This is a genomic window from Collinsella sp. AM16-21 (genome assembly GCF_003471905.1).
GTDB lineage: Bacteria > Actinomycetota > Coriobacteriia > Coriobacteriales > Coriobacteriaceae > Collinsella.
In genome coordinates, this window is the sequence record NZ_QRKJ01000017.1 from 1 (window position 1) to 20,577 (window position 20,577).

Consider the following 20,577-nt stretch of genomic DNA (forward strand, 5'->3'; position numbering starts at 1 on the left):
TCGGCCTAATCCGCGGTCTTTCATGCAGCAGGGGCTCTCAATGTTTTTATGTCCTGCTCATATCGTCTCTGCCGGCAGTTGGGGACACTCCTTGGGCGCGGTTGGTGCATTGACGTTGCATCGGGTGGTCGGGAAAATGCGGCCCGGTTTTTGGCCGAATAGCGGGTCGCGGTTTCCGGATGGGGTGGGTTGCGGAAAGTGCGACCCGGAATATTGCTCTGAAACGGGATGCGGTTTCCCTGATGCGCCTCAAACGGAAAGCGCATCCCATTCCGGAGCTTCAAAACGGGATGCGCTTTCCGCACGGAAGAATTGTCGCAGCTGCGTTAAGCAGTGTCGCTCGTTACTCGCCCAGAATCAGCGCCGCGAGCTCGTCCTGGGTGTCCACCACGTAGTCGGCGCCGGCGGCCTCAAGCTCTGCGCGGCCGCGGAAGCCCCAGCTGACGCCCGCGCTCTTAAGGCCGGCGTTGTGGCCGGTCAGAACATCGACATTCGAATCGCCCACATAGAGCGTGGTTGCCGGATCGGCGCCCAGCTCTTTCATCACATGCAACGTGACGGGTGCCTCGGGCTTGGGCGGAAATGCGTCCACGCGGCCCTGTACCAACGCAAAGCGATCGCGGCCAAAGTATTTCTCGATAAGCGGGGCTGCCGAAATATGATCCTTGTTGGTGAGCACGGCAAGCTGAACGCCCGCTGCGCGCAGACGGTCGAGCATCTCAATCGTGCCGGCGTAGGGTGAGGTATGGTCCTCCTTGTGCTCGCCGTAATAGGCCCTAAACTCGGCAAGCGTCTGCTCAAACATACGGCCGTCGCCCGCGTATTCGGCGGGCATAAAGCGCTCAACCAGCTTAAGCATGCCGTTTCCCACCTTGTAGCGGTACTCGTCCACGGCAAACGTGGGCCAGCCGTGCATCTCGCAGGTGTGGTTGCCGGCGGCCGCCAGGTCCTCGATCGTGTTGAGGATGGTGCCGTCCAGGTCAAAGATCACATGGGAAAAAGCTGCTGCCATGAAAGCTCCCGTCATTGGGTTCCAAAACGCACCCCATAATACTGGGCTTGCGCGTCGGGCACGTTTGGAATCAAAACATCTTCAGGGATAGTGAGCCACGTCGCACCAGCCAGCGCTCGCCCGCTAGCAGATCCTCGGCAGCTGCTCTCCCACGATCATGTCGAGGATGCGGGTTGAGCCCTTTATCCGATATCGTGCGTAAACGCAGCCAGAAACTCTTCGAACGTGTCGGTCTGCATGAGCCTCATCGTGGTCTCTACCGAGGAGAACACTTCGATAATCAGGTCGAGCACATCTCTAAAGAGCCCCATATCTTCCTGTGCGATGCCTATGAGCAGCACAAACCGCACGTCGTGGCGTCCCCAGGGAATCGGGGTGTCATTGTGGGCCACAGCGATAAACGAGCGCTTGGGATATACCGAGATCGCGTGGGGTATGGCGAGGCTGTCAGTAAACGCCGTCGACGAGACGCTCTCACGCAGATGCACGTCAGCGATAAACTCAGGCGTTGCGAGCCCCTGAACAGCCAAAAGCTTCCCCATTTGGTCGATGCAGCTTGTGGCGTCGACTACGTCTATGTTGCGTATAAACAGCCCCGGCTGCAGCAGACGCCCCAAAAGGCCCTGGGCATAGAGGCGCCGCCGCCGCTCCTGGATGGCGCAAAGCCGGTCGCGGATCTTTCGCACGTTTTGCTTAGTGAGGATGGGTCCGATCAAGACTTTGGTGGTGCCTCCACAAACCGGCACGTCGATTGTGGTGATTACCGCATCGCTTTCGGGCGGATTGGCCAGGTAACTATCGCAGCTCATCACGGCGACAACGCTTATGTCATCGCCAAACTCGGTCTTGAGGTCGTCGACGAGCCTTCGTGCAAAGTCGTGGTACTCCTCGATAATCACTGTGCAGGTGACGGCGCCGTCGGGTGCGGAGAACTTCTCAAAGTAAGCGCCGATATGAAAGGCGATAAACGCGATTTCGTTTTCGCCCACCTCAATATCCATGGCGGTGGAGAAGCGGTGGGCGATATAGACCGCCATGTCGTAGACCGGTGCGTACTCGCTTTTGATCTGCGCGGCGAGCGGGTTGGGGTAGCTTACGCGGTAGACGGCGCGCTGGTAGGCGTTAAACATATGCAGGACGAGTTGTAGGCGCATGGGCTCGTCGATAAAGCGTGGCAGGTCGTAGCGCTTTCCGCACTCGTCGAGGATCCCCAGAACCATGTCTACAAATTCGCGGTCAATGATGCTTGAGAGCTTCTCGCGGCTGAGCTCGTCAAAATCGCAACGCTCGACGGAAAGCGCCAAAAGCAGCAGAATCTGCTGAAAATCGTCGCGTGGGATGGCACAACCAAACTCCTTCTCAAAGTAGGCGGCAATGCGCTGGGCGCAGCGTACGATCTGTTCGCGCTGCCCGAGTTGTGTCACTAGGCCGTCTGCGTCGATGGGGCCGTCCACCTCGCTGAGCTCGTTGTTCGAGGTGAGCCTGATGATGATCACTAACAGGTGCACGAGCAGGTTGGAGAGCGCGTAGCCGTTGATAAATAGATCCGAGCGCTGGCAGATCGCGACCAAGCTCGAGAGGGTTGCCTGCACGTCAAAGTCGGGAAACATGTTTTCGAGCGTTTTGGTTGAGGTGAAATAGCCATAGGAGTTGTGGGTGGCTATGTGGCCGAGAAGCTTGCGCTTGTCGGCCTCTCGCCCCGTGAGTTTCATGCGGTAGTCGTGTGTCTCGACATTGAGGTCGAACTGCCGAACGAGCGCGCGCACCTGCGGCATCACGGAGCTCTGAAACGTGCTCTCGCTGATAAAGAGCTCATCGGCGATATCAAAGACGGAGAGTCCATCGCATGCGTTGACAAGGCGGGAGATAGTAAAGTCGCGCCTGGAGTCCGCGTTCGCGGGGAGGGTATTGACACCTTCGCAAGGACTAGCGGAAGCGCTGGCGGCAGCCGGCGCCGCCGTGGCAAGGCGATAGCCCTCTTTAGACGATTCGATATGTCGCGTACCGGTCTCGTTGACCTCTGCAACATAGTTGCGGATGCTTCGCTCACTCGCGCCCAAAAGGCCGGCAAGCATCGAGGAAGACACCCATGAGCTGCTGTTTTCGAGCACGTCGATCATGCGGTTGATGCGGTTCTGCTTGGCGCTCGCCATGGCTTTCCTCCAAGAGATGAACGGCAGACAGGGTGTACCGCCCCATGGTATCTCAGGTTAAGAAAGGGTGTCTTTTCTAATTTGCCGCCCAAGCGGAAAATCGCCCGGCTTGCCGTGCGGGCGGAAAATCTGCTGCCTTGCCGCTATGCGGCAAAAAGTCGGTTGGCGGCAAGAGCCCTCCGCCGCGTATAGTGCAGTCACGGTCAAGGGCGGCCGGGTCGACACGGGCGCCCAAGAACACAGCGGGGATCGCAGCGGCATCGGAGCTGCCTCGAGCCCGCTTATTGGGAAAGGAGTACCCCATGGCAGATGAGAACGGCACCGTTCGCATTCTCCTCGCTTGCGGCATCGGTGCCTCGACCGGCTTTATGGCGGCAGGCATGCGCAAGGTCGCAAAGTCCAAGGGTCTTGACTGCACCATCAAGGCAGTCAGTAAGTCTGAGATTATGGACTACGCCGACAAGATCGACGTCCTCCTGCTCGGTCCGCACTTCGCCTCCGAGGTGCCCGAGATCCAGTCTCAAGTGGCATCTCACGGCGTGAAGGTCATGGCCATCGACCCCGACTATTACGCGGCGCTCGACGGCGAGAGCATCCTCGAGGATGCCTACGACCTGCTTGACGAAGACTAGGAGGGGACAACATGCTGCAAAAGTTCATGGAAGCGATCCAGGCGTGGATCACCGAGCATGTCGTCCCCGTGATGAACAAGCTTACCTCAACCTACTGGTTTGGCGTTATCTCCGACGCAGTTCTCTACATCGTCCCCTTCTCCATGGTCTCGGCCATCCCGAGCCTGTGGAACATTATCCGTCGCTTTGTCCCGGCCCTGCCCGACCTGTCGCCGCTCACTACGTTCTCGTTTGGCCTCGTGGGCATGTTCATGGCGTTTATCATCCCGCATAACGTTGCGGTCAAGGAAGATCGCAAAGACCGCAGCATGATTGCCGGTTTTACCGGTATAGGCGCTTTTATGCTGTGCATGAACCCCACCATCACCGATCAGGGCTATGTCTTCCAGATGGCCAAGTTTGGCGCGGGTGGCATGTTCACCGCGATGGTCGTGGGATTTGTCGTTGGCTTTATCTACAAGCGCATGGCGCGCATGACGTTCTTTTCCGAGGACAGCCTCGTGCCCGACTTCGTCAAGAACTGGTTCGATAACATCATTGCGGTGCTGCTGTCGCTTTTTGTGGCTTGGCTCTTTACCAACATGCTCCAGGTCGACGTTTTTAGCGCGGTCGCGATCATCCTTTCGCCCGTTACCGGCTTTGCCCAGACGCTGCCCGGCACCATCGCCATCCCGCTTGTCATGGACACCTTCTACTTCTTTGGCATCTCCGGCTGGGTGTTCTCGCCGATCCAGCAGTCCATCCAAAAGTCTGCTCTTGCCGAGAACATGGCCGCCTATGCCGCAGGCCTCGCTCCCACTAACATTAACGCGTACGGCATTACTCGCTACATCATGATCGGCGGCGAGGGCGCAACGCTTCCGTTGGCCTTCTACATGCTCTTTGCCAAGTCCAAGAAGAACAAGACGCTCGGCCGTGCAACGATTATCCCGTCGCTGTTCAACATTAACGAGCCGCTGGTCTTCTCCACGATCGTCGCCAACCCCTTTATGTTCATCCCCATGGTGCTGCAGTCTATCCTGCTGTCTGCCAACGCCTACCTCTGGATGAGCATGGGCTGGGCGAGCCTGCACGTCGAGAATTTCGATATGAACTTCCTGCCCAATGCGGTCTCGGCGTTCTTTATGTCGGGCGGAGACGTGCGCAATATCGCACTTGTCTGCGTCAACCTGCTGATCGCCGCGATTCTGTGGTTCCCGTTCTTTAAGGCTGCCGATAACTACCAGTGCAAGATCGAGGAAGAGCAGGCTGCCGAGAAGGCTGCAAAGAAAGCGGCCAAGAAGGCTGCCAAGGAAGCCGCCAAGGCCGCTGCCGCAGCTGCTGTCGAGTAAACCTCTACGGGCGACTCAGAGTTCGTCGCCTAGTTGCTACCAGATGTTTCAGTACCGGCCGTGGAGGCGGCCGGTACCCAAGAATAGGAGGCCATGATGGCTGATGAGACAATCAACGTTCCTGCGGTCGCGATGAACGTCATCATCAACGCTGGCGACGGCCGCGCCTGCATCGACAAGGCGATGGATGCCCTGGCGGAGTTCGATTTCGATGCGGCAGACGCGCATCTTGCCGAGGCTGATGCCAAGATCCTTGAGGCGCACAAAGCGCAGACCGAGATGATCCAGCGCCAGGCGGGCGGCGAGGAGGTCGAGTACTCCCTGCTGTTCGTGCACGCCCAGGATACGCTTATGACCATCAGCGCCGAGCTGCACATGGCCAAGAAGATGATGCCCGTAGTGCGCGCGCTGACCGCCCGCTAACGCGTCTCCCGATTGCGGGTCGCGCCCTGCGGCTCGCATCCCCAACCCAACCAAGAGAGATGAGGACATACCATGATCGACCTTTCTACCTATGACTTTGGTGAGACTTTTCCCGAGGGTTTTCTATGGGGCGGCGCTACCGCTGCCAACCAGATCGAGGGCGCATGGGACGAGGGCGGTCGCGGCCCTGCGGTCTCCGACTATGTGATTCTGCTCGACCGCGAGACCTGCGCCCGCGAGGGCATCGTCGAGGGCGGCCCGCTCAACTCCGTTACGCGACAGTCACTCGCAGCTCGCAAGGCAGACGAGATGGCCTATGATTTTCCCAAACGACGCGGCATCGACTTCTACCACACCTACAAGGAGGACATTGCGCTTTTGGGCGAGATGGGCTTCGGCGTCTTTCGCATGAGCATTTCCTGGAGCCGTATCTTCCCCAACGGCGACGACGCCCTGCCCAACGAGGAGGGTCTGGCCTTCTACGATAAAGTCTTTGACGAGTGCCATAAGCACGGGATCGAGCCCATGGTCACCCTCAACCACTTTGATATGCCGCTTCACCTGGCCGAGGAGTACAACGGCTTTGCGAGCCGTCACGTGGTCGACGCCTTTGAGCACTATGCTGAGACGCTTTTCCGCCGCTACAAGGGCAAGGTCAAGTATTGGATGACCTTCAACGAAATCAACCACGTCTACGCCAACCCCTGCACCTGCTGCGGCGTGATTTGGGACGAGAAAGAAGACGGCTCCAACCCCTATGCCGGCCGTTGGCCCGAGAAGTTCCAGGTCGCTCACAACCAGCTCGTGGCTTCCGCCAAGGCGGTTATCAAACTGCGCGAGATTGACCCCGAGGCTCACATCGGCAACATGCTCTGCCGTCTTGAGAACTACGCTGAGACCTCCAAGCCCGAGGATCAGCTCCAGGTGCTTTTTGAGGACCACTTCAACTGGTTCTTCACCGATATCCAGGCCAAGGGCGAGTACCCCTACTACGTGAAGCGTTTCTTACGCGACTACGGCGTCGATATCAAGATGGAGGACGGCGACCTCGAAACCCTCAAGGCCGGCGTGGTTGACTACATCTCCATCAGCTACTACATGACCTACATCATGCGCTACAAGGGCAAAATTTCCCCCGAGCCGAGCGGCAAGCTGGTTACTGAGATCAAGAACCAATACCTCGAGATGACCGAGTGGGGCTGGCCGATCGATCCCGTGGGATTCCGCATCACGCTCAACCACATCTACGATCGCTACCACCTACCGATCTTCATCGCCGAGAATGGTAACGGCATGACCGAGAACCGCGATGAGAACGGCTTCTGCGACGACGACGCGCACATCGAGTATATGAAGGAGCACGTCGAGCAGATGCACCAGGCGATTCTCGACGGTGTCGACGTCTTTGGTTACGCCTGGTGGGGCCCTATCGACCTGATCAGCTCCGGCACCTCCGAGATGACCAAGCGCTACGGCCAGATCTCGGTCGACCAGGACGACCACGGCAACGGCACCGGCAAACGCGGTAAGAAGAAGAGCTTCTTCTACTATAAGAAACTTATCGCTAGCAATGGTGCCGATACCGCAACCGACAACATCGTGGTGGAGTAAGGAGCAGAGATGGTTTCCAAGACGACGGTCGTCAAGAATCCGAGCGGTATCCACGCGCGTCCTGCGTCGCTGTTTGTGCAGGAGGCAAGCAAGTACGAGAGCTCGATCACCGTTGGCAAGGTGGGCGGAGACGCCAAGGACGCCAAGTCTATCTTGATGGTCATGAGCCTGGGGATGATCTGCGGTTGCGAGATTGTGATTGCGGCCGACGGCGCCGACGAGGCGGCCGCCGTCGATGCCCTCGTGGCGCTTGTCGAGAGTGGCTGCGGGGAGTAGGCGGGCAAAAGCCGCGCCGATGCGCTTTGGGCCACCCAAGGTGGGCTGGCTCCAGAAAGATTGGCCCGCCGGTGCGCGCCGGCGGGCCCTTTGCTTAGGGAGGTTAACGATGACGGCAAGAAACGTTGGCGCTAGGGGCGCGGGGCGCGTTGGGGCGCGTTCGGCGCTTACGACCCTGGGGGTCATGTCACTGATTTATGCGGTGGGCGTTCTACTTATGGATGCGACTGTGGGCGAGCTTACGGGCTCTGCGGCGTCCTCTGCATCGATCGCGTCGATGCTCGTTACCTTGCTGCTCATCGTGGCGTTGATCTTCCTTGAGGTGCGAGCGTATCGGGCGGTGGTGGCCTCGGTGCCCTTTGAGCCTGATATGGGTGACAAGGTGCTGCTAGGTCTTTCGCTCTGGTTTGGCGGCGGCATGCCACTCGGCGTCGCCAATCTGGTTCGCGCCGCGGCGTTAGGAGGTGCCGGCGACGTGCGCCAGATTCTCATGCAGCTGGGCGTGAGCGTCGCGCTCATGCTGCTGACGTATCCAAAGTTCAGAGCGTAGACAACAGCAAAGCTTGAAAATGCAAAGCCCCGCGACCGATTTCAGCCCGGTCGCGGGGCTATTTGATATTTGGGGGAAATGCATTCGTCGATTTACATGCTCTCTGCCGCACGTGTGCCCCGCTCATTTCCAGGGTGAACATTTGGCTCGCTCAATCTTGGGGTGGCAGCGGATCGGGCAGGGCGGGACGACGGCCTGGTGGCGGAGCGAAGCCGCGCCGGCCGGCGCTCGCCCGCTAGCAAATCCTCGGCAGCTGCTCTCCTACGAGCATGTCGAGGATACGGGTCGAGCCCCAGCCGGTGCGCACGCGCACGGCGGGACGGGCGCCCTCGGCAAGCGGCAGCACGCGACCGATAATCGCGGCGTTTTCGCCGTAGCGCGCGGCGCGCATGGCCGTCAGTGCGGCATCGGCCTGCTCGGCCGGCACCACGGCAACCATCTTGCCCTCGTTTGCTACCTGCAGCACATCGTAGCCGAGCATCGCACATGCCGCCTGCACGTCGGGGCGCACGGGCACAGCATCCTCGTCGATCTCCATGGCAACGCCGCTGGCCTGGGCAAACTCGTTGAGCGTGGATGCCAGACCGCCGCGCGTGGGGTCGCGGAAGCAGCGGGTGTCGGGGGCGGCGGCGAGCACGTCGGCAATCAGATGATTGAGCGGTGCGGCGTCGCTTTCGATGGTGCTCGAAAACGCCAGGCCCTCGCGCTGGCTCATGATGGCGATGCCGTGGTCGCCTAGCGTACCCGATACCAGGATGGCGTCGCCGGGCCGGCAGTTGGCACCGCTGAGCGTCACGCCTGCGGGCACCTCGCCCACGCCGGCGGTATTGATGTAGACGCCGTCGGCACCTCCACGCTCGACCACCTTGGTGTCGCCGGTGATTATGGACACGCCCGCCTCGCGTGCTGTTTCGGCCATGGTCTGCACAATCTGGCGCAGCTTGTCCATGGGATAGCCCTCTTCGAGGATAAAGCCGCACGAGAGGTAGCGCACGTTAGCGCCCGAGGTCGCGACGTCGTTGACGGTTCCGCATACGGCGAGGCGGCCGATATTGCCGCCGGGGAAGAACTGCGGCGTTACCACAAAGCTGTCGGTCGACATGGCGATTCGCCCGCTTGCGGGCAGCGCGGCGACACCAGCATCGTTGCCCGCAAGCAGCTCGGGCGACCCAAAGGCATCCAGAAAGACCTCATCGATAATGCGCTTCATCATCTGGCCGCCGGAGCCGTGGCCCAGCAGGACAGTGCTATCGGTGGCAGTACGGGACATATCGAAAACTCCAATCGTGGGTGGAATTATATGGGTGAGGCGCAGCGTCGACCGGTCCGCCGTTCGTTAGAACGGCGGAACCTAATAGTCGCGGTATCTAAAGTACGCCGCGCAGCTGCCTTCGGAGCTCACCATGCAGGGGCCGACGGGGTGTTCGGGCGTGCAGGTGCGGCCAAACAACGGGCAGTCGCTCGGCGTGATGGCACCGCGCAGCACGTCGCCGCAGCGGCATCCGCGTGGCTCGACCGCCGGTTCAATGGGCACGTCAAAGCGGGCGCCGGCATCAAAACGCGCGAATTCTGGTCGGATGGAAAGACCCGAGTTGGCAATCGGTCCCAGCCCGCGCCACGTGGTGTCGCACGGTTCAAATACCTGCTCGACCAGCTGGCGCGCCACGGGATTGCCGTCTGCATTGACGCCACGGCGGTAGGCGTTGTCGATTGCGGGCCTGTGCTCGACAATCATCTGGACCAGCATGCAGATGCCCTGCAAGATATCGACCGGCTCAAACCCGGTGACTACGCCGGGGGTCTCGAACTCATCGACCAAAAACCCAAAGGGTGCCAGGCCTGTGATGGTAGCGACGTGACCAGGCAGGATAAAGCCGTCGATGGTCGTCTCGGGGTCGTTGGAGATCGCACGCAGAGCCGGCGGCGTGGTCTTGTGAGCACAGTAGACCGAGAAGTTCTGGAGCCCGCGCGCGTCGGCCTCCAGGATAGCGGCGGCAATGGTGGGCGTTGTGGTCTCAAAGCCGACACCCATAAAGATGACCGGGCGTTCGGGATTTTGCTCGGCAATGTCGAGTGCGTCGAGCGGAGAGTAGACGATGCGGATGTCGCGCCCCGCCGCCTTTTGCGCGGCAAGCGAGGTGGACGATCCGGGCACGCGCATCATGTCGCCAAAGGTGGTGATGATGGCACCGTCCATGTTGGAAAGCGCGATTGCGTGATCGATGTCGCGGTTGGCGGTGACGCAAACGGGGCACCCCGGGCCGCTTAGCAGTTTGAGTCCCGTCGGCATAATGGAGCGAAAGCCATAGCGGCCAATGCTCACGGTATGCGTACCGCAGACTTCCATAAGGTTGATGCTGCGGTCGCCGACAAGCTCATGAATACGATCGATGAGCTCGCGAGCCAGCTTGGGGTCGCGAAATGCCGAAAAGTCGATACCGGAGCGAACCGGCTGCGCCGCCGCCACTAGTATGCCTCGGCCGGGTTGGTGGCGAGCTGGTCCTCTTCGGCCAGCTCGGTCATGGTATTAACGAGCTCGAGTGTCTCTTGGGCTTCCTGCTCGTCGACAATCTGGATGCCAAAGCCGGCGTGCACGAGAATGTAGTCGCCTACCTGTGCCGTCGGCACGAGGCGCAGCGAAACGGGGCGCTCGATGCCCATCATGTCGACGGTCGCCTTAAGGTCGTCGTCGCGTTTGACCACTTTACCGGGAACGGCAAGGCACATAATGTTCCCCTTTTATACGTTTTGCGCTGGATAGGCGCCTAATTACCCATCAGTTGATGGTAGCGCTCGCGGGAGTCACGAGCAAACGCGTTACACCTGTGAGACGGCGGCGCGCAGGCTGGCAAAACAGCCTATCGCGATGCTGTCTGCGCGAGGCGAGCGCGAGCGATGGCGGCCTGACCGTAGGCGATGCAGCCGTCGTTGACGGGCACGGTTTGGGGAACCAAGACCGTAAGGCCTGCGTCTTTAAGCTTGCGGGTGAGGAGCTGAAACAAAAGCCGGTTCATGAACACACCGCCCGAGAGCGCGACGGTATCGAGGCCTTCGCGCGCGCAGATTTCGCGTGCGATTCGTGCTGAAGAGCGCGCGATGGCGATGTGGAACCCGAGCGCGAGCCGGTCGGTCGGCGCGCCTGCCTCGATTCCATTCAGAAGAGCTTCGATGAGCGGTTGGGGGTCCAAGATGGGGGAGTCGTCGGCAGACGTGAATACGCCTGTGTGATTGTCGTCGAGACGAACGGTCTTACCGCCGAGCGCGCGCCAGGCGGCGGCTTCGAGTTCTATGGCGGGTTCGCCCTCGTAGGTTGCCTTGCCGCAGATGCCCAGAATCGCTGCCGCGGCATCAAAGAGACGCCCCATGCTGCTGGTACGCGGGCTGTTGATGCCGCGCTCGATCATGGTGGCTGTCACGCTGCGCGTTTGCTCGTCGAGGGTGCCCAAAAGCCCCGCGGCACCCGGATGCTCGAGCAGGCCGAGCTCGCTCAGCAGGGCAAAGGCGTTGCGCCGGGCATCGCGCACGGATGCGGCACCGCCTGGCAGCGCCCAGGTGCGCAGGTGCGCGGCGCGGGCAAAATCGGCAAGGCCGGCGATAAGAAGCTCACCGCCCCATATGGTGCCGTCGGTGCCGGCACCCGTACCATCGAAGGCAATACCGAGGACGCGTGCGTCGGGCGCAAGCCGGCCAGCGACAATCGCCTCTGCCATTACGCTCGCGATGTGCGCATGATGATGCTGGATTTCGATAAGCGGCAGACTATGCTCCCGTGCCCGCTCACGCGCCCACTGGCTCGACAGATAGCTGGGGTGCATGTCGCATGCCAGGGCGACAGGCGTCAGGTCAAAGAGGTTTTCTAGACGTGCGCGGGCGGCGCTCCAAGCATCGAAGGTCGCGCCGTTTTCGACATCGCCGATATGCTGCGACACAAAACAGGCCACATGGCCGTCGGCGTCCTCGCGCGTGAGCGCGATCGTGGCTTTTTGCTGCGGCCCGCAGGCGAGCACGCAGGGTGCAGTGCCGTCGAGCGCCGGCAGCGACAACGGTTGCGGCGCATATCCGCGTGCACGACGCACAGGCATGACGGTGCCGTCGACCACACGTACCACGGAGTCGTCGTAGCGTGAGAGAATCGCACGGTCGTTGCCAAGTAGCGCGTCGGCGATGCCGGCGGCAACAAGATGTTCCCATGCAAGGGCATCGTCGGTCTCGATAGGTTCCTCGCTCAGGTTTCCGCTGGTCATGACCAGCGCGTGCATGCCATGCGACGAGGCAGCTGCAAGCAGCAGATGCTGAAGCGGTGTATAGGGGAGCATGACGCCGAGCTCGGGTAGATCGTGCGCGACGGATGGCGCGAGTGTAAGGCCGTCGGGGGAATCTCCCTCGCCAACAACACGGCGGCGCAGCAGCACAATGGGGCGGATGCTGCCGGCCAGCAAGTCGCGCTCGGCATCATCGACATGGCACAGGCGTTCAGTATCGGCAAGGCTGCGCACCATAACGGCAAGCGGCTTGTTGCTGCGGCGCTTGCGACGGCGCAGCTCGACCACCGCCTGCTCATTGGCAGCGTTGCAGGCCAGATGGAATCCCCCCAGGCCCTTGATGGCGACAATACCGCCGCCTGCCAGCAGCTCGATGCAGCGTTCGATGATGGCATCGCTGGCCTCGCGCGTGGAGCCGACGGCTGGTGTTGCGTCGACCGCCGTTGGAACAACACCGTGGTCCGCCTCGCGCCAGGTAATATGTGGCCCGCAGTCAAAGCAGGCATCGGGCTGCGCATGAAAGCGCCGGTCAAGCGGGTCGCCATACTCTGCAGCGCACTCGGGGCACATAGGAAAGCAATCCATCGACGTGGCCGCTCGGTCATAAGGCAGCGACCGGATGATGGTAAAGCGCGGCCCGCAGTTGGTGCAGTTGATAAAGGGGTAGTGATAGCGACGGTCGGCGGGGTCGAACAGTTCGCGCAGGCAGTCGTCACAGGTGGCGATATCGGGGGAGATGAGCGTCGTGTGCACGGTCTGATCTTGCGACGCTACAATACGAAAGACCTGCTCATCGTCGGCATCCCAAGCGTCGGGCTCCAGGTCTGCAACAGCGACATGCTCAACGCGGGCTGCGGCCGGCGCGTGCTCCGACAGCGCGGTGACAAATTCGTCGAGCGCCTCGCCCAAAGCATGCGCCTCGATGTGCACGCCATCGCCCGCGTTGAGCACCCAGCCGCAAATGCCATGCGCCATAGCCTCGCGATACACAAATGGCCGCATGCCAACGCCCTGCACAATGCCCGTCACATGAATATGCACATGCCGCATGTGGCTCCCCCTCGTCAAAACCGACCAAAAAGGGACAGGTTTATTTTGGTCGGTAAAACTTCTAAACCTACCAAAATAAACCTGTCCCTTTTTGGCAGGTGCGCTGTGGGAAATCCCGTTACAGCCCCAGGCTTTGCTTGGTGGCGGCGCAGGTGAGCTCGCCGTGCTTAACGCCGCGCAGGCCCAGCAGGCGGTCGGCTAGTTCGTAGACGCGCTCGCCGCGACCCTTGAGCGCCAGAATCTCCAAGCAGTTGTGGTGATCCAGATGCACGTGCATGGTCGATACGATCTCGTCGGTGTAGTCGTGCTGCACTTCGTCCAGACGGCGCGTCAGATCGCCGGTATGGTGGTCGTAGATCATGGTGAGCGACCCGATAACATGCTCATTGGGCGTGCGCATCTGCTCCTTGGCGATCGAGGCGCGAATCAGGTCGCGCACGGCCTCGGAGCGGTTGGCCACGTCGCCGCGGCGCGCGATCTGTTCGTCGAAACGGCGCAGCAGGTCGTCCGGTGCGGTAACCGAAAAACGGACCAGCTCGGAGCCGGAGCCACTACAGTGGCAGCCCGCGTCGCCGTCCGCCCCGTGCGGATGCTCGTGCTCGTACCCGCAGCCGTGCTCGTGTTCGGCCACCTTACACCAGCTTCACGGAGCCGACGGAGTTGTGGTCGGCCTCGATGGCTTCCTCGTAGCCCTCGAGCGCGTCATGCGCCTCGTGCAACGCGGCCATGGCTGCCTCGAGCTTGGCGCCGATGCGCTCCATGTCAAAATTTTCGGTCGCATGCAGCAACTGATGGCTCCATTCGTGAGCGAGCTCGATGGTGTCGTCGACCTGCTTGACGCTCATGGCAAGCTGGCTCATGTTCATTCCAACATCATGCATGGGAAATCTCCTTTTGTATGGGGCAGTTCAGTGGTTCAGATTTTACTACGCCCACTCTGTGCGCAGCTGCATAAGAAAACGGGTGCGAGTCTGTGCGACTCGCACCCGTTCACTGGGGGCTGTTTGTAACTACCATACTATCCGTGGTCGCACGCGCCGCACCCGGCAGTCCGGCGAGCGGTGCAAAACCGCTCATGGACGGCGGGTAAGTAACAAGCGTATTACAGATGCTTCTCCAGCAGCGCCTGCAGCCTCGCCTTGGGCAGAGCGCCAACCGAGCGGTCAATCTCTTCGCCGTTCTTAAACACAATCAGCGTGGGGATGCTCATGACGCCATACTTCATGGCCAGGTCCTGGTTGTCGTCGACGTTGCATTTGGCAACGGCAAGCTTGCCCGCCAGCTCATCGGCAACCTCGTCAACGATGGGCGAGAGGGATCGACAGGGCCCGCACCACGGTGCCCAAAAATCGACCAGCACGGGCAGGCTGTCGTTAACGACGGAATCGAAATTCTCGGGGGTAATCTGCTTAATGTCAGCCATGGTGACCTCCATAATGCGACGCGGCTTGGCCGCGTAAAACTCAGTACGACCGTGCTTATACCCAGCTGCCCGCAAAGCAACCACTCGCGGGCAGCTCTTTTATATAATGGTGGGCACGCAAACGATTGGAGAGCGCATGTCCACGTCACAAAGCCAGAAAAAAGAAGCCATCGCCCAGGCGGCCGAGCAGGAGCTCACATCGCTTGCGGTCCGTGGCGTGCGTATCGCGGGCAACGCGTGCTCGCCGATCGTGCTGGTCAAAGGCGATTTGGACGAGGCCGAGCGTTCGGGTGGCGAGCTTGCCGCCGGCCCGGATGGCGCGGCGTTGCGCAAGGCGCTTGGGGCCATCGGCTACGCGCCCGAGGATTTTTGCGTGCTGGCAAGCGTCGCCGGCGCGGGCGATGGGACGGTCGCGGCGGGCGAGGCCCTGACGTGCGACCTGTTCCGCGAGGCGCTGGAGACCTTGGACCCCGAGGCGGTGCTGCTGCTGGACAACAGTGCGGCCGATGTCATGCGCGAGACCTATGCCGATATGCTTGTGGCAATTGATGATTTTGACACCGCCATGCTCAAGCCCGGCCTGGTCGCCCATGTGCAGGGGCGCCGCGTGCTTGCGCTCGACGGTTTTGAGGCGGCGCTCACCGACAAGGCCGCCAAGCAGCGCATGTGGGCCTACATTAAGCAGCTGACCCCGGCGGCTGCACCGCTGTAGCGAGGCTGACGGCAGCCCCTACATTACGGCGCGCAGCTCAAACCGGTCGCCGTTAATGCGGAACTGGCAGTTGCCGTTCATACGCTCGACGGCAAGCTTAATGCTCTTGGTGCCAAAGCCGTGCCCAGTGTGCTGAGCCACGGGCATGCCGTCGACCATGTGCGGCGCACGGCCAAACGTGTTGGAAACCAGCAATAGAAGCTGGCCGTCTTCGTAGCGAAGGTCCAGGTCGACAAACCGCTTGCCTTCGGGGGTGGCGCTCGCTGCGGCGATGGCATTGTCCAGGGCGTTCGATACCACACTGAACAGATCGACATCGCTCACGTGGACGGTTTCGGGCACGGCGGCGCGCAGGTCGGCGGTGATGCCGTGCGCGTTGATGTCCGCGGAAAGCGACGAGAGCGCAATGTTGACCGTTTCGTTGGCGCAGTAGCGGCGCACGGCGGTGCGGTCGTTGGTCTCGCAGAGCGCGTCGATGCGCTCGAGCGCCTCATCGGTGTGACCCTCTTCGATCAGGGCCGCTAGACCGCGCAGGTAGTGGCGCATGTCGTATCACATTGAGACCAAGTCAAGAAGAATCGCTTCGGTCGAATCGCGTCTTTTGGGTGAGTTCTCAACGTCCGCTGCCGCTGGTTTCCACCGTATGCCGAAAACACCCGGACGATGCCGTGCAGATCGCTTCGCTCTGCTATAGTCTCCCAAATTCACGTTTTCTATTGGGATGGTGGTTAATATGGGCGACATACTCGAATCGTTCCTGCGCGTGGCGATGGTGGTGTTCACCGTCGGTCCGCTCACTGCATGGGTCGCCCGTCGCGGCGCGCGCGAGCGCAGTGAGGCGGCGGACAGCCTCGATCGCTTCACGGTGCGCATGCCCGCTGCCATCCGCACGATCATCGCCTGCTGCGCCGTCGCGTTCGAACTGCTCATGCTGGGTGTCTACGTCTGGCAGGGCGTCTCGTTGGGCGAGTGGGACCACGAACTTGTGTGGTTCGGTCACGCCATGGCGCTCGCGGGCATGGCCATCTGGGCCCTGCTGAGCATCCCGCGCATCGACGTGGACGGTGAGCGAATTCTCTCGCGTAACGCCTTCGGCATCCGCAAGGAGACGACGTTTGGCAACATCACCCGTGCAACGCTTCACACGCAGATGATGAGGATCGACCTGTTCGAGGGCGACTGGAAGTTCTGCTCGATAAGCCTCGAGGGGGTGTGCTCGCTCAACCTCCTCGCCCGTCTGGAGGAAGAGGGCATCGAAGTCTCGGACGCCGTCGACGGTCCCATGACCAAGGCGGGCCTGTGTTGGTCTGCCATCAAGCCGTTGACGATTGTTTTCAACGGCATGGCGCTCGTCTTCTCGCTCGTGATCGCCTTCATGGCTGTTTTCACCGATGCCGGAGCCCGCTTGCTCTTGCTCGTCCCGTTCCTCTTCCTGTTCATAGGGGGACTCCTGCCCCTGCTCATGCTCAGCATGCCCGCCCGCGGCATCCTCGAGATCGGCAGGCAGGAGCGCGAACTCGGCTTCTCCTTCGCCGAGGAGATGGCAAGTCGAGGTACCACGGGCACTTCGCTTGTCGACGATGATTGGTTCATCGAGATCAGCAATGCCCGCGTCGTGGCGTTCCGTCGCGATTACCTCAAGAAGGTCACGGCGCACGAGAACAGCGAGAGCGGCGACCGTTGCACGGTGACCACGAAAGGCGGTCGCAAAATCAAGGTGTATGCAGCGGGCAGCACGCTCGAGGACCTGCGCTCGTGGTTCAAACAGGGTGCCAAGGCCAGAAGCACGCTCGACCGTGCAGAGGACGCGCTCGAGACGACGTCTGATTGGGTTGTCTGACCTGTATCGTCTTTTCGGACACGCATGCTAGAGGCCCAATCCTTTAGAATGCATTCATCGACGACCGAGAGGACGGTATGCTATGTCCAACCCAGCCGCCAAGTACACCGACGAGTTCAGGCGCGAGACCGCCGACTACATCATCTCGACGGGCAGGCCGATAACGGAATGCTGCGCAGAACTGGGCCTGAATTCCAAGACCGTGAACAAGTGGGTGCAGAATCGCCGGCGCGAGCTTGCCGGCGGGCCCGACCCCAAGGCCGAGGACCGCGAGCTTCGCGAGGCGAAAAGGCGCATACGCGAGCTCGAGATGGAGAACGCCTTCTTGAAAAAAGCCGCGGCCTTCTTCGCCAAAAGCCAGGCGTAGCCGCGTGCTACCGGATGATGTTGGCGGAGAAGGCCGAATTCCCGGTGAAAATGATGGCCCGCGTGCTCGGCGTGAGCCGATCGGGCTTCTACTCGTGGCTCTCCAACGGCTGCCCGCGAGAAGACTGGTCGGCCGAGTGCGAGGCGGTCCGGCGCGTGTGGCTGGAGTCGGACCGCAGGTTCGGCTTCCGGTTCGTGAAATGCTTCCTGCCCGGCGAGTTCTCCGGATTGACCCTGTACAGGGTGCGCAAGCTGATGCGCGAGCTGGGAATACGCGGCTGCACGCCCAACGCCAGGAAGCGCACCACCATCCCCGACCCGAAGGCCAGGCCCCGGCCCGACCTGGTGCGCCGCGACTTCACCAGTCCCGTTCCAACCTGCAAGCTCGTGGGCGACATCACCTACCTGCGCACCGGCGAGGGATGGCTGTACCTGTCGACGGTCATCGACCTCAACACCCGCATGGTGGTGGGCTGGTCGCTCTCCGAGCGCATGACCGCCGACATCGTGGTTTCGGCGCTGGCGTCGGCCAAATCGCGCGGCTACGTGGCCGGCAACGCGATATTCCACGCCGACCGCGGCGCCCAGTACACCAGCAGGCTTCTGGCCGAATGGGCGCGCGACAACGACGTGCGGCTGTCCTGCAGCCGCGCCGGCAACTGCCACGACAACGCGGTGGCCGAGTCGTTCCTCGCCACGCTGAAGAACGAGATGTACTACAGGCGCAGCTTCCCGACCAGGGATTCCGCCAAGCACGCGGTGGTCGAGTTCATCGAGGCGTACTACAACCGCCGAAGGCCCCGCTCGACGATCGGCTACAAGGTGCCGGCCGAGGCCATGGCGGCCTTCTTCGAGAGAACCGAGCCCAAGCTCGAGGCCATGCCTATGGCCGCTTGATTTCTCGAGCATGCGTGTCCGAAATCTTGACACAGGTCAGAAGGCCTCGATGCCAGCGCTGCGCCGATATGGGGCAGCGGCCCCCCGTTGGCCGCCATGGCCCTGACTTCCGAGCGTATGCTGGCGCCGCTCGTCTTAAGACGTTGACCTCCATCCGGAGCCTGCGGTTCTCGCGCTCGGGCTCCAGGATCCGGTTCTACTCGGGCGTGCGGTTGTCGGCGGCGCGCGGCGAGCCGGTCTCGTTTATCGACTTGACCCGCCTCTCCACGGTGCTCTTGTCGAGGTCGCACTCGTCCATGGCCTCGCGCCTGGGCTTTCCGGCGTTGTGGAGATCGACTATCTTCCTCTTGAACTCGTCGGTGAAATGCCTCGGTCTGGGGCCGGTCGAGGCCGAGCCCCCGGTCCGGCTGGGGTAGCATGTCGCTGCGGACCATTGTCTTTCCTCTCGTTGAATATCTAGGCGCTGACGATTCTAGGCGATGGCCCTCTCTTGCTTCTTACACCTCGATTGTGCTCGCTACCCCCAGCGGGCCCGGATCGAGCGATTCGGGCCCGCTTTTGGGGCCTGCCGGAAACCCGGTGGTCAAAAAGGGCCAAATATGAGTACTGTTACCAGTTTGGTGGCAGCCAAATGGCCTCAAAAATCGGTGCCAGAGGCCAAAAGTGCATCGATTTTCGTTCTTCAGAGTCGCGATCGGGCTCCAAACAAGGCGATTTTGCTGCTCTGGACCGGAAAATCGATGCTACTAATTTGGTGACAGTACTCATATTTGGCCCTTTTTGACCACTGCCCCTTGGTCCAGGACAAAACGGGCTGCCCGAATCATGGGGCGGGTCCATTTTCGGCTGTCCTCAGCTTGCCAGTTCGAAAATGGACCCGCCCCAAGATTGAATCTTTATTCCAACTTTACACCTGGCTTTACAGCTGTCTTGTCAGCTGTAAAGCCAGGTGTCATACTAAAGCCCCAAGATTCGCCAAAAGAGAGGGGCCTTGATGGCACAGAGCGCGAACATGGATGCATCGGAGCTTGCACGCGATATCGCGGCCGGCCTAGCATCGGCAACGACGGCAACGGAGCGCGCGGCACTGGTGCCCGCAGAGCTCGTCGAGGCCATTCAGCAACTAAAAACCCAACGTGACGCGGTGATCCTGGCGCACTACTATGTGGCGCCCGAGGTCCAGGCCGTTGCCGATTACGTCGGCGACAGCTTTTACCTGGCAAAGCTCGCCAAGAGCCTGCCGCAGCAGACCATCGTGCTGTGCGGCGTGGAGTTTATGGGCGAGAGTGCCAAGCTGCTCAACCCCACCAAGACCGTGCTGCTGCCCGAGCCGGGTGCGGACTGCCCCATGGCGCACATGGTCAAGCGCGAGACGGTCGATGCGGCGCGCGCCGAGTACGGCGACGACCTGGCTGTCGTCTGCTACGTCAACTCGACGGTTGAGATCAAGAGCTGGAGTGACGTGTGCGTTACCAGTTCTAACGCCGTCAAGATCGTCTCCGAGCTGCCACAGCAGCACATCTTGTTCATTCCCGACCAGAACCTGGGCCGCTTTGTGGCCGAGCAGGTGCCGCAAAAGCACGTCATCCTCAACAACGGCTACTGCCCGCGCCACCACATCATTACCGTCGAGCAGATCGTCGATGCGCAGGAGGCCCACCCCGACGCGCTCGTGCTGGCGCACCCCGAGTGCAAGGCCGACGTGCTGGCCGAGGCCGACTACATCGGCTCCACCGCCGGCATCATCAAGTATGCCGAGGAGTCCGACGCGAGCGAGTTCATTATCGTGACGGTCCGCGGCGTGCTCTATGAGCTCGAGCGCCGCTGCCAGGGCACCGGCAAGAAGTTCTACTTCCCCGCGGTGCAGCCCACCTGCGTCAACATGGACCTCATCACGCTCGAAAAGCTCGTGCGCTGCCTGGAGACGGGCGAGGGCGAGGTGCAGATTGGCGTGTCGGACGAGGTCGCCGATCAGGCCAAGCTCACGCTCGACCGCATGCTCGAGTACGCGGCGCGCTAAGCCAATGTGACATGAGGGG

At 61.2% G+C, this 20,577-nt stretch carries 21 protein-coding genes and 1 pseudogene; 12 read left to right on the forward strand and 10 right to left on the reverse strand.

The features are described from left to right. Positions 1–343: 343 nt before the first annotated feature. Complete coding sequence (locus DW180_RS08775; protein ID WP_233545239.1) at positions 344–1,012, reverse strand: HAD family hydrolase; 669 nt, start codon at positions 1,010–1,012, stop codon at positions 344–346. Positions 1,013–1,194: 182 nt separating this feature from the next. After that, positions 1,195–3,165, reverse strand: coding sequence for a PTS sugar transporter subunit IIA (locus DW180_RS08780; RefSeq protein WP_118238420.1), 1,971 nt, complete (start codon positions 3,163–3,165; stop codon positions 1,195–1,197). 302 nt (positions 3,166–3,467) lie between these two features. Here DW180_RS08780 and DW180_RS08785 point away from each other — a divergent pair, with 302 nt between their 5' ends. The 6 genes from DW180_RS08785 to DW180_RS08810 all read left to right on the forward strand — a co-directional run bounded on the left by DW180_RS08785 (position 3,468) and on the right by DW180_RS08810 (position 7,988). Beyond that, on the forward strand, positions 3,468–3,797 hold the full coding sequence (locus tag DW180_RS08785) for a PTS sugar transporter subunit IIB (RefSeq protein WP_117803548.1): 330 nt from the start codon (positions 3,468–3,470) through the stop codon (positions 3,795–3,797). A gap of 11 nt (positions 3,798–3,808) precedes the next feature. Continuing rightward, the gene (locus DW180_RS08790) at positions 3,809–5,128 is read left to right on the forward strand and encodes a PTS sugar transporter subunit IIC (protein WP_118238421.1); all 1,320 of its coding nucleotides are present in this window, start codon (positions 3,809–3,811) and stop codon (positions 5,126–5,128) included. A 96-nt stretch (positions 5,129–5,224) separates the two neighbouring features. Then, positions 5,225–5,551, forward strand: a complete 327-nt coding sequence (locus DW180_RS08795) for a PTS lactose/cellobiose transporter subunit IIA (RefSeq protein ID WP_199569964.1) — start codon at positions 5,225–5,227, stop codon at positions 5,549–5,551. A 72-nt stretch (positions 5,552–5,623) separates the two neighbouring features. Further along, complete coding sequence (locus DW180_RS08800; protein ID WP_117803551.1) at positions 5,624–7,162, forward strand: glycoside hydrolase family 1 protein; 1,539 nt, start codon at positions 5,624–5,626, stop codon at positions 7,160–7,162. 9 nt (positions 7,163–7,171) lie between these two features. Continuing rightward, positions 7,172–7,438: an HPr family phosphocarrier protein gene (locus DW180_RS08805; RefSeq protein WP_118238422.1), complete on the forward strand. Its 267-nt coding sequence runs from the start codon at positions 7,172–7,174 to the stop codon at positions 7,436–7,438. A 109-nt stretch (positions 7,439–7,547) separates the two neighbouring features. After that, complete coding sequence (locus tag DW180_RS08810) at positions 7,548–7,988, forward strand: hypothetical protein (RefSeq protein ID WP_117803553.1); 441 nt, start codon at positions 7,548–7,550, stop codon at positions 7,986–7,988. Positions 7,989–8,223: 235 nt separating this feature from the next. On the opposite strand, the gene hypE is transcribed toward DW180_RS08810, so the two are convergent. From hypE to trxA, 7 genes are all read right to left on the reverse strand, one after another. Continuing rightward, positions 8,224–9,258 (reverse strand): hydrogenase expression/formation protein HypE, encoded by a 1,035-nt coding sequence (hypE, locus tag DW180_RS08815; RefSeq protein ID WP_118238423.1) that lies wholly within the window; start codon positions 9,256–9,258, stop codon positions 8,224–8,226. Between the two features lie 81 nt (positions 9,259–9,339). Beyond that, the gene (hypD, locus tag DW180_RS08820) at positions 9,340–10,455 is read right to left on the reverse strand and encodes a hydrogenase formation protein HypD (protein ID WP_118238424.1); all 1,116 of its coding nucleotides are present in this window, start codon (positions 10,453–10,455) and stop codon (positions 9,340–9,342) included. Beyond that, positions 10,455–10,715: a HypC/HybG/HupF family hydrogenase formation chaperone gene (locus DW180_RS08825; RefSeq protein WP_055250830.1), complete on the reverse strand. Its 261-nt coding sequence runs from the start codon at positions 10,713–10,715 to the stop codon at positions 10,455–10,457. The genes hypD and DW180_RS08825 overlap by 1 nt, the downstream gene beginning before the upstream one ends. Positions 10,716–10,846: 131 nt before the next feature. Then, entirely contained in the window at positions 10,847–13,300 is a 2,454-nt protein-coding gene (gene hypF / locus DW180_RS08830; RefSeq protein WP_118238425.1) for a carbamoyltransferase HypF, read from the reverse strand. Positions 13,301–13,418: 118 nt separating this feature from the next. Further along, positions 13,419–13,931 (reverse strand): nickel-responsive transcriptional regulator NikR, encoded by a 513-nt coding sequence (gene nikR, locus DW180_RS08835; RefSeq protein WP_199408792.1) that lies wholly within the window; start codon positions 13,929–13,931, stop codon positions 13,419–13,421. A gap of 1 nt (position 13,932) precedes the next feature. Then, positions 13,933–14,181, reverse strand: a complete 249-nt coding sequence (locus tag DW180_RS08840) for a hypothetical protein (protein WP_006235225.1) — start codon at positions 14,179–14,181, stop codon at positions 13,933–13,935. Between the two features lie 221 nt (positions 14,182–14,402). Continuing rightward, positions 14,403–14,723 (reverse strand): thioredoxin, encoded by a 321-nt coding sequence (gene trxA, locus DW180_RS08845; protein WP_117735375.1) that lies wholly within the window; start codon positions 14,721–14,723, stop codon positions 14,403–14,405. Positions 14,724–14,859: 136 nt separating this feature from the next. Between trxA and DW180_RS08850 the strand changes: the two genes are divergently transcribed. Next, entirely contained in the window at positions 14,860–15,435 is a 576-nt protein-coding gene (locus DW180_RS08850; protein WP_118238426.1) for a hypothetical protein, read from the forward strand. A gap of 18 nt (positions 15,436–15,453) precedes the next feature. Here the strand turns inward: DW180_RS08850 and DW180_RS08855 are convergent, their stop codons facing one another. Continuing rightward, positions 15,454–15,981 (reverse strand): sensor histidine kinase, encoded by a 528-nt coding sequence (locus DW180_RS08855; RefSeq protein ID WP_118238427.1) that lies wholly within the window; start codon positions 15,979–15,981, stop codon positions 15,454–15,456. A 187-nt stretch (positions 15,982–16,168) separates the two neighbouring features. Here DW180_RS08855 and DW180_RS08860 point away from each other — a divergent pair, with 187 nt between their 5' ends. The 5 genes and pseudogenes from DW180_RS08860 (at position 16,169) to nadA (ending at position 20,558) form a co-directional block, all read left to right on the forward strand. Continuing rightward, positions 16,169–17,275, forward strand: coding sequence for a hypothetical protein (locus DW180_RS08860; RefSeq protein ID WP_233545240.1), 1,107 nt, complete (start codon positions 16,169–16,171; stop codon positions 17,273–17,275). Positions 17,276–17,357: 82 nt separating this feature from the next. Next, positions 17,358–17,585 (forward strand): annotated as a pseudogene (locus tag DW180_RS10540) (transposase); the annotation flags it as partial. Beyond that, complete coding sequence (locus DW180_RS08865; RefSeq protein ID WP_158570976.1) at positions 17,486–18,538, forward strand: IS3 family transposase; 1,053 nt, start codon at positions 17,486–17,488, stop codon at positions 18,536–18,538. The pseudogene DW180_RS10540 and the gene DW180_RS08865, both read left to right, overlap by 100 nt. Before the next feature lie 599 nt (positions 18,539–19,137). After that, complete coding sequence (locus DW180_RS10545; protein WP_233545241.1) at positions 19,138–19,296, forward strand: hypothetical protein; 159 nt, start codon at positions 19,138–19,140, stop codon at positions 19,294–19,296. 236 nt (positions 19,297–19,532) lie between these two features. Then, entirely contained in the window at positions 19,533–20,558 is a 1,026-nt protein-coding gene (gene nadA, locus DW180_RS08875) for a quinolinate synthase NadA (RefSeq protein ID WP_117759118.1), read from the forward strand. Positions 20,559–20,577 lie beyond the last annotated feature (19 nt).

Bases quoted from the DNA above. Each gene is read 5' to 3' on its own strand.
- DW180_RS08825 (WP_055250830.1), bottom strand. From the start codon at position 10,715: ATGTGCCTTGCCGTTCCCGGTAAAGTGGTCAAACGCGACGACGACCTT.
- DW180_RS08775 (WP_233545239.1), bottom strand. From the start codon at position 1,012: ATGGCAGCAGCTTTTTCCCATGTGATCTTTGACCTGGACGGCACCATC.
- DW180_RS08805 (WP_118238422.1), top strand. From the start codon at position 7,172: ATGGTTTCCAAGACGACGGTCGTCAAGAATCCGAGCGGTATCCACGCG.
- DW180_RS08850 (WP_118238426.1), top strand. From the start codon at position 14,860: ATGTCCACGTCACAAAGCCAGAAAAAAGAAGCCATCGCCCAGGCGGCC.
- DW180_RS08810 (WP_117803553.1), top strand. From the start codon at position 7,548: ATGACGGCAAGAAACGTTGGCGCTAGGGGCGCGGGGCGCGTTGGGGCG.
- DW180_RS08785 (WP_117803548.1), top strand. From the start codon at position 3,468: ATGGCAGATGAGAACGGCACCGTTCGCATTCTCCTCGCTTGCGGCATC.
- DW180_RS08800 (WP_117803551.1), top strand. From the start codon at position 5,624: ATGATCGACCTTTCTACCTATGACTTTGGTGAGACTTTTCCCGAGGGT.
- hypF (WP_118238425.1), bottom strand. From the start codon at position 13,300: ATGCGGCATGTGCATATTCATGTGACGGGCATTGTGCAGGGCGTTGGC.
- DW180_RS08795 (WP_199569964.1), top strand. From the start codon at position 5,225: ATGGCTGATGAGACAATCAACGTTCCTGCGGTCGCGATGAACGTCATC.
- DW180_RS08790 (WP_118238421.1), top strand. From the start codon at position 3,809: ATGCTGCAAAAGTTCATGGAAGCGATCCAGGCGTGGATCACCGAGCAT.
- nadA (WP_117759118.1), top strand. From the start codon at position 19,533: ATGGCACAGAGCGCGAACATGGATGCATCGGAGCTTGCACGCGATATC.
- DW180_RS08840 (WP_006235225.1), bottom strand. From the start codon at position 14,181: ATGCATGATGTTGGAATGAACATGAGCCAGCTTGCCATGAGCGTCAAG.
- DW180_RS08860 (WP_233545240.1), top strand. From the start codon at position 16,169: ATGGGCGACATACTCGAATCGTTCCTGCGCGTGGCGATGGTGGTGTTC.
- DW180_RS08855 (WP_118238427.1), bottom strand. From the start codon at position 15,981: ATGCGCCACTACCTGCGCGGTCTAGCGGCCCTGATCGAAGAGGGTCAC.
- DW180_RS08780 (WP_118238420.1), bottom strand. From the start codon at position 3,165: ATGGCGAGCGCCAAGCAGAACCGCATCAACCGCATGATCGACGTGCTC.
- trxA (WP_117735375.1), bottom strand. From the start codon at position 14,723: ATGGCTGACATTAAGCAGATTACCCCCGAGAATTTCGATTCCGTCGTT.
- DW180_RS10545 (WP_233545241.1), top strand. From the start codon at position 19,138: ATGAGTACTGTTACCAGTTTGGTGGCAGCCAAATGGCCTCAAAAATCG.
- hypE (WP_118238423.1), bottom strand. From the start codon at position 9,258: ATGTCCCGTACTGCCACCGATAGCACTGTCCTGCTGGGCCACGGCTCC.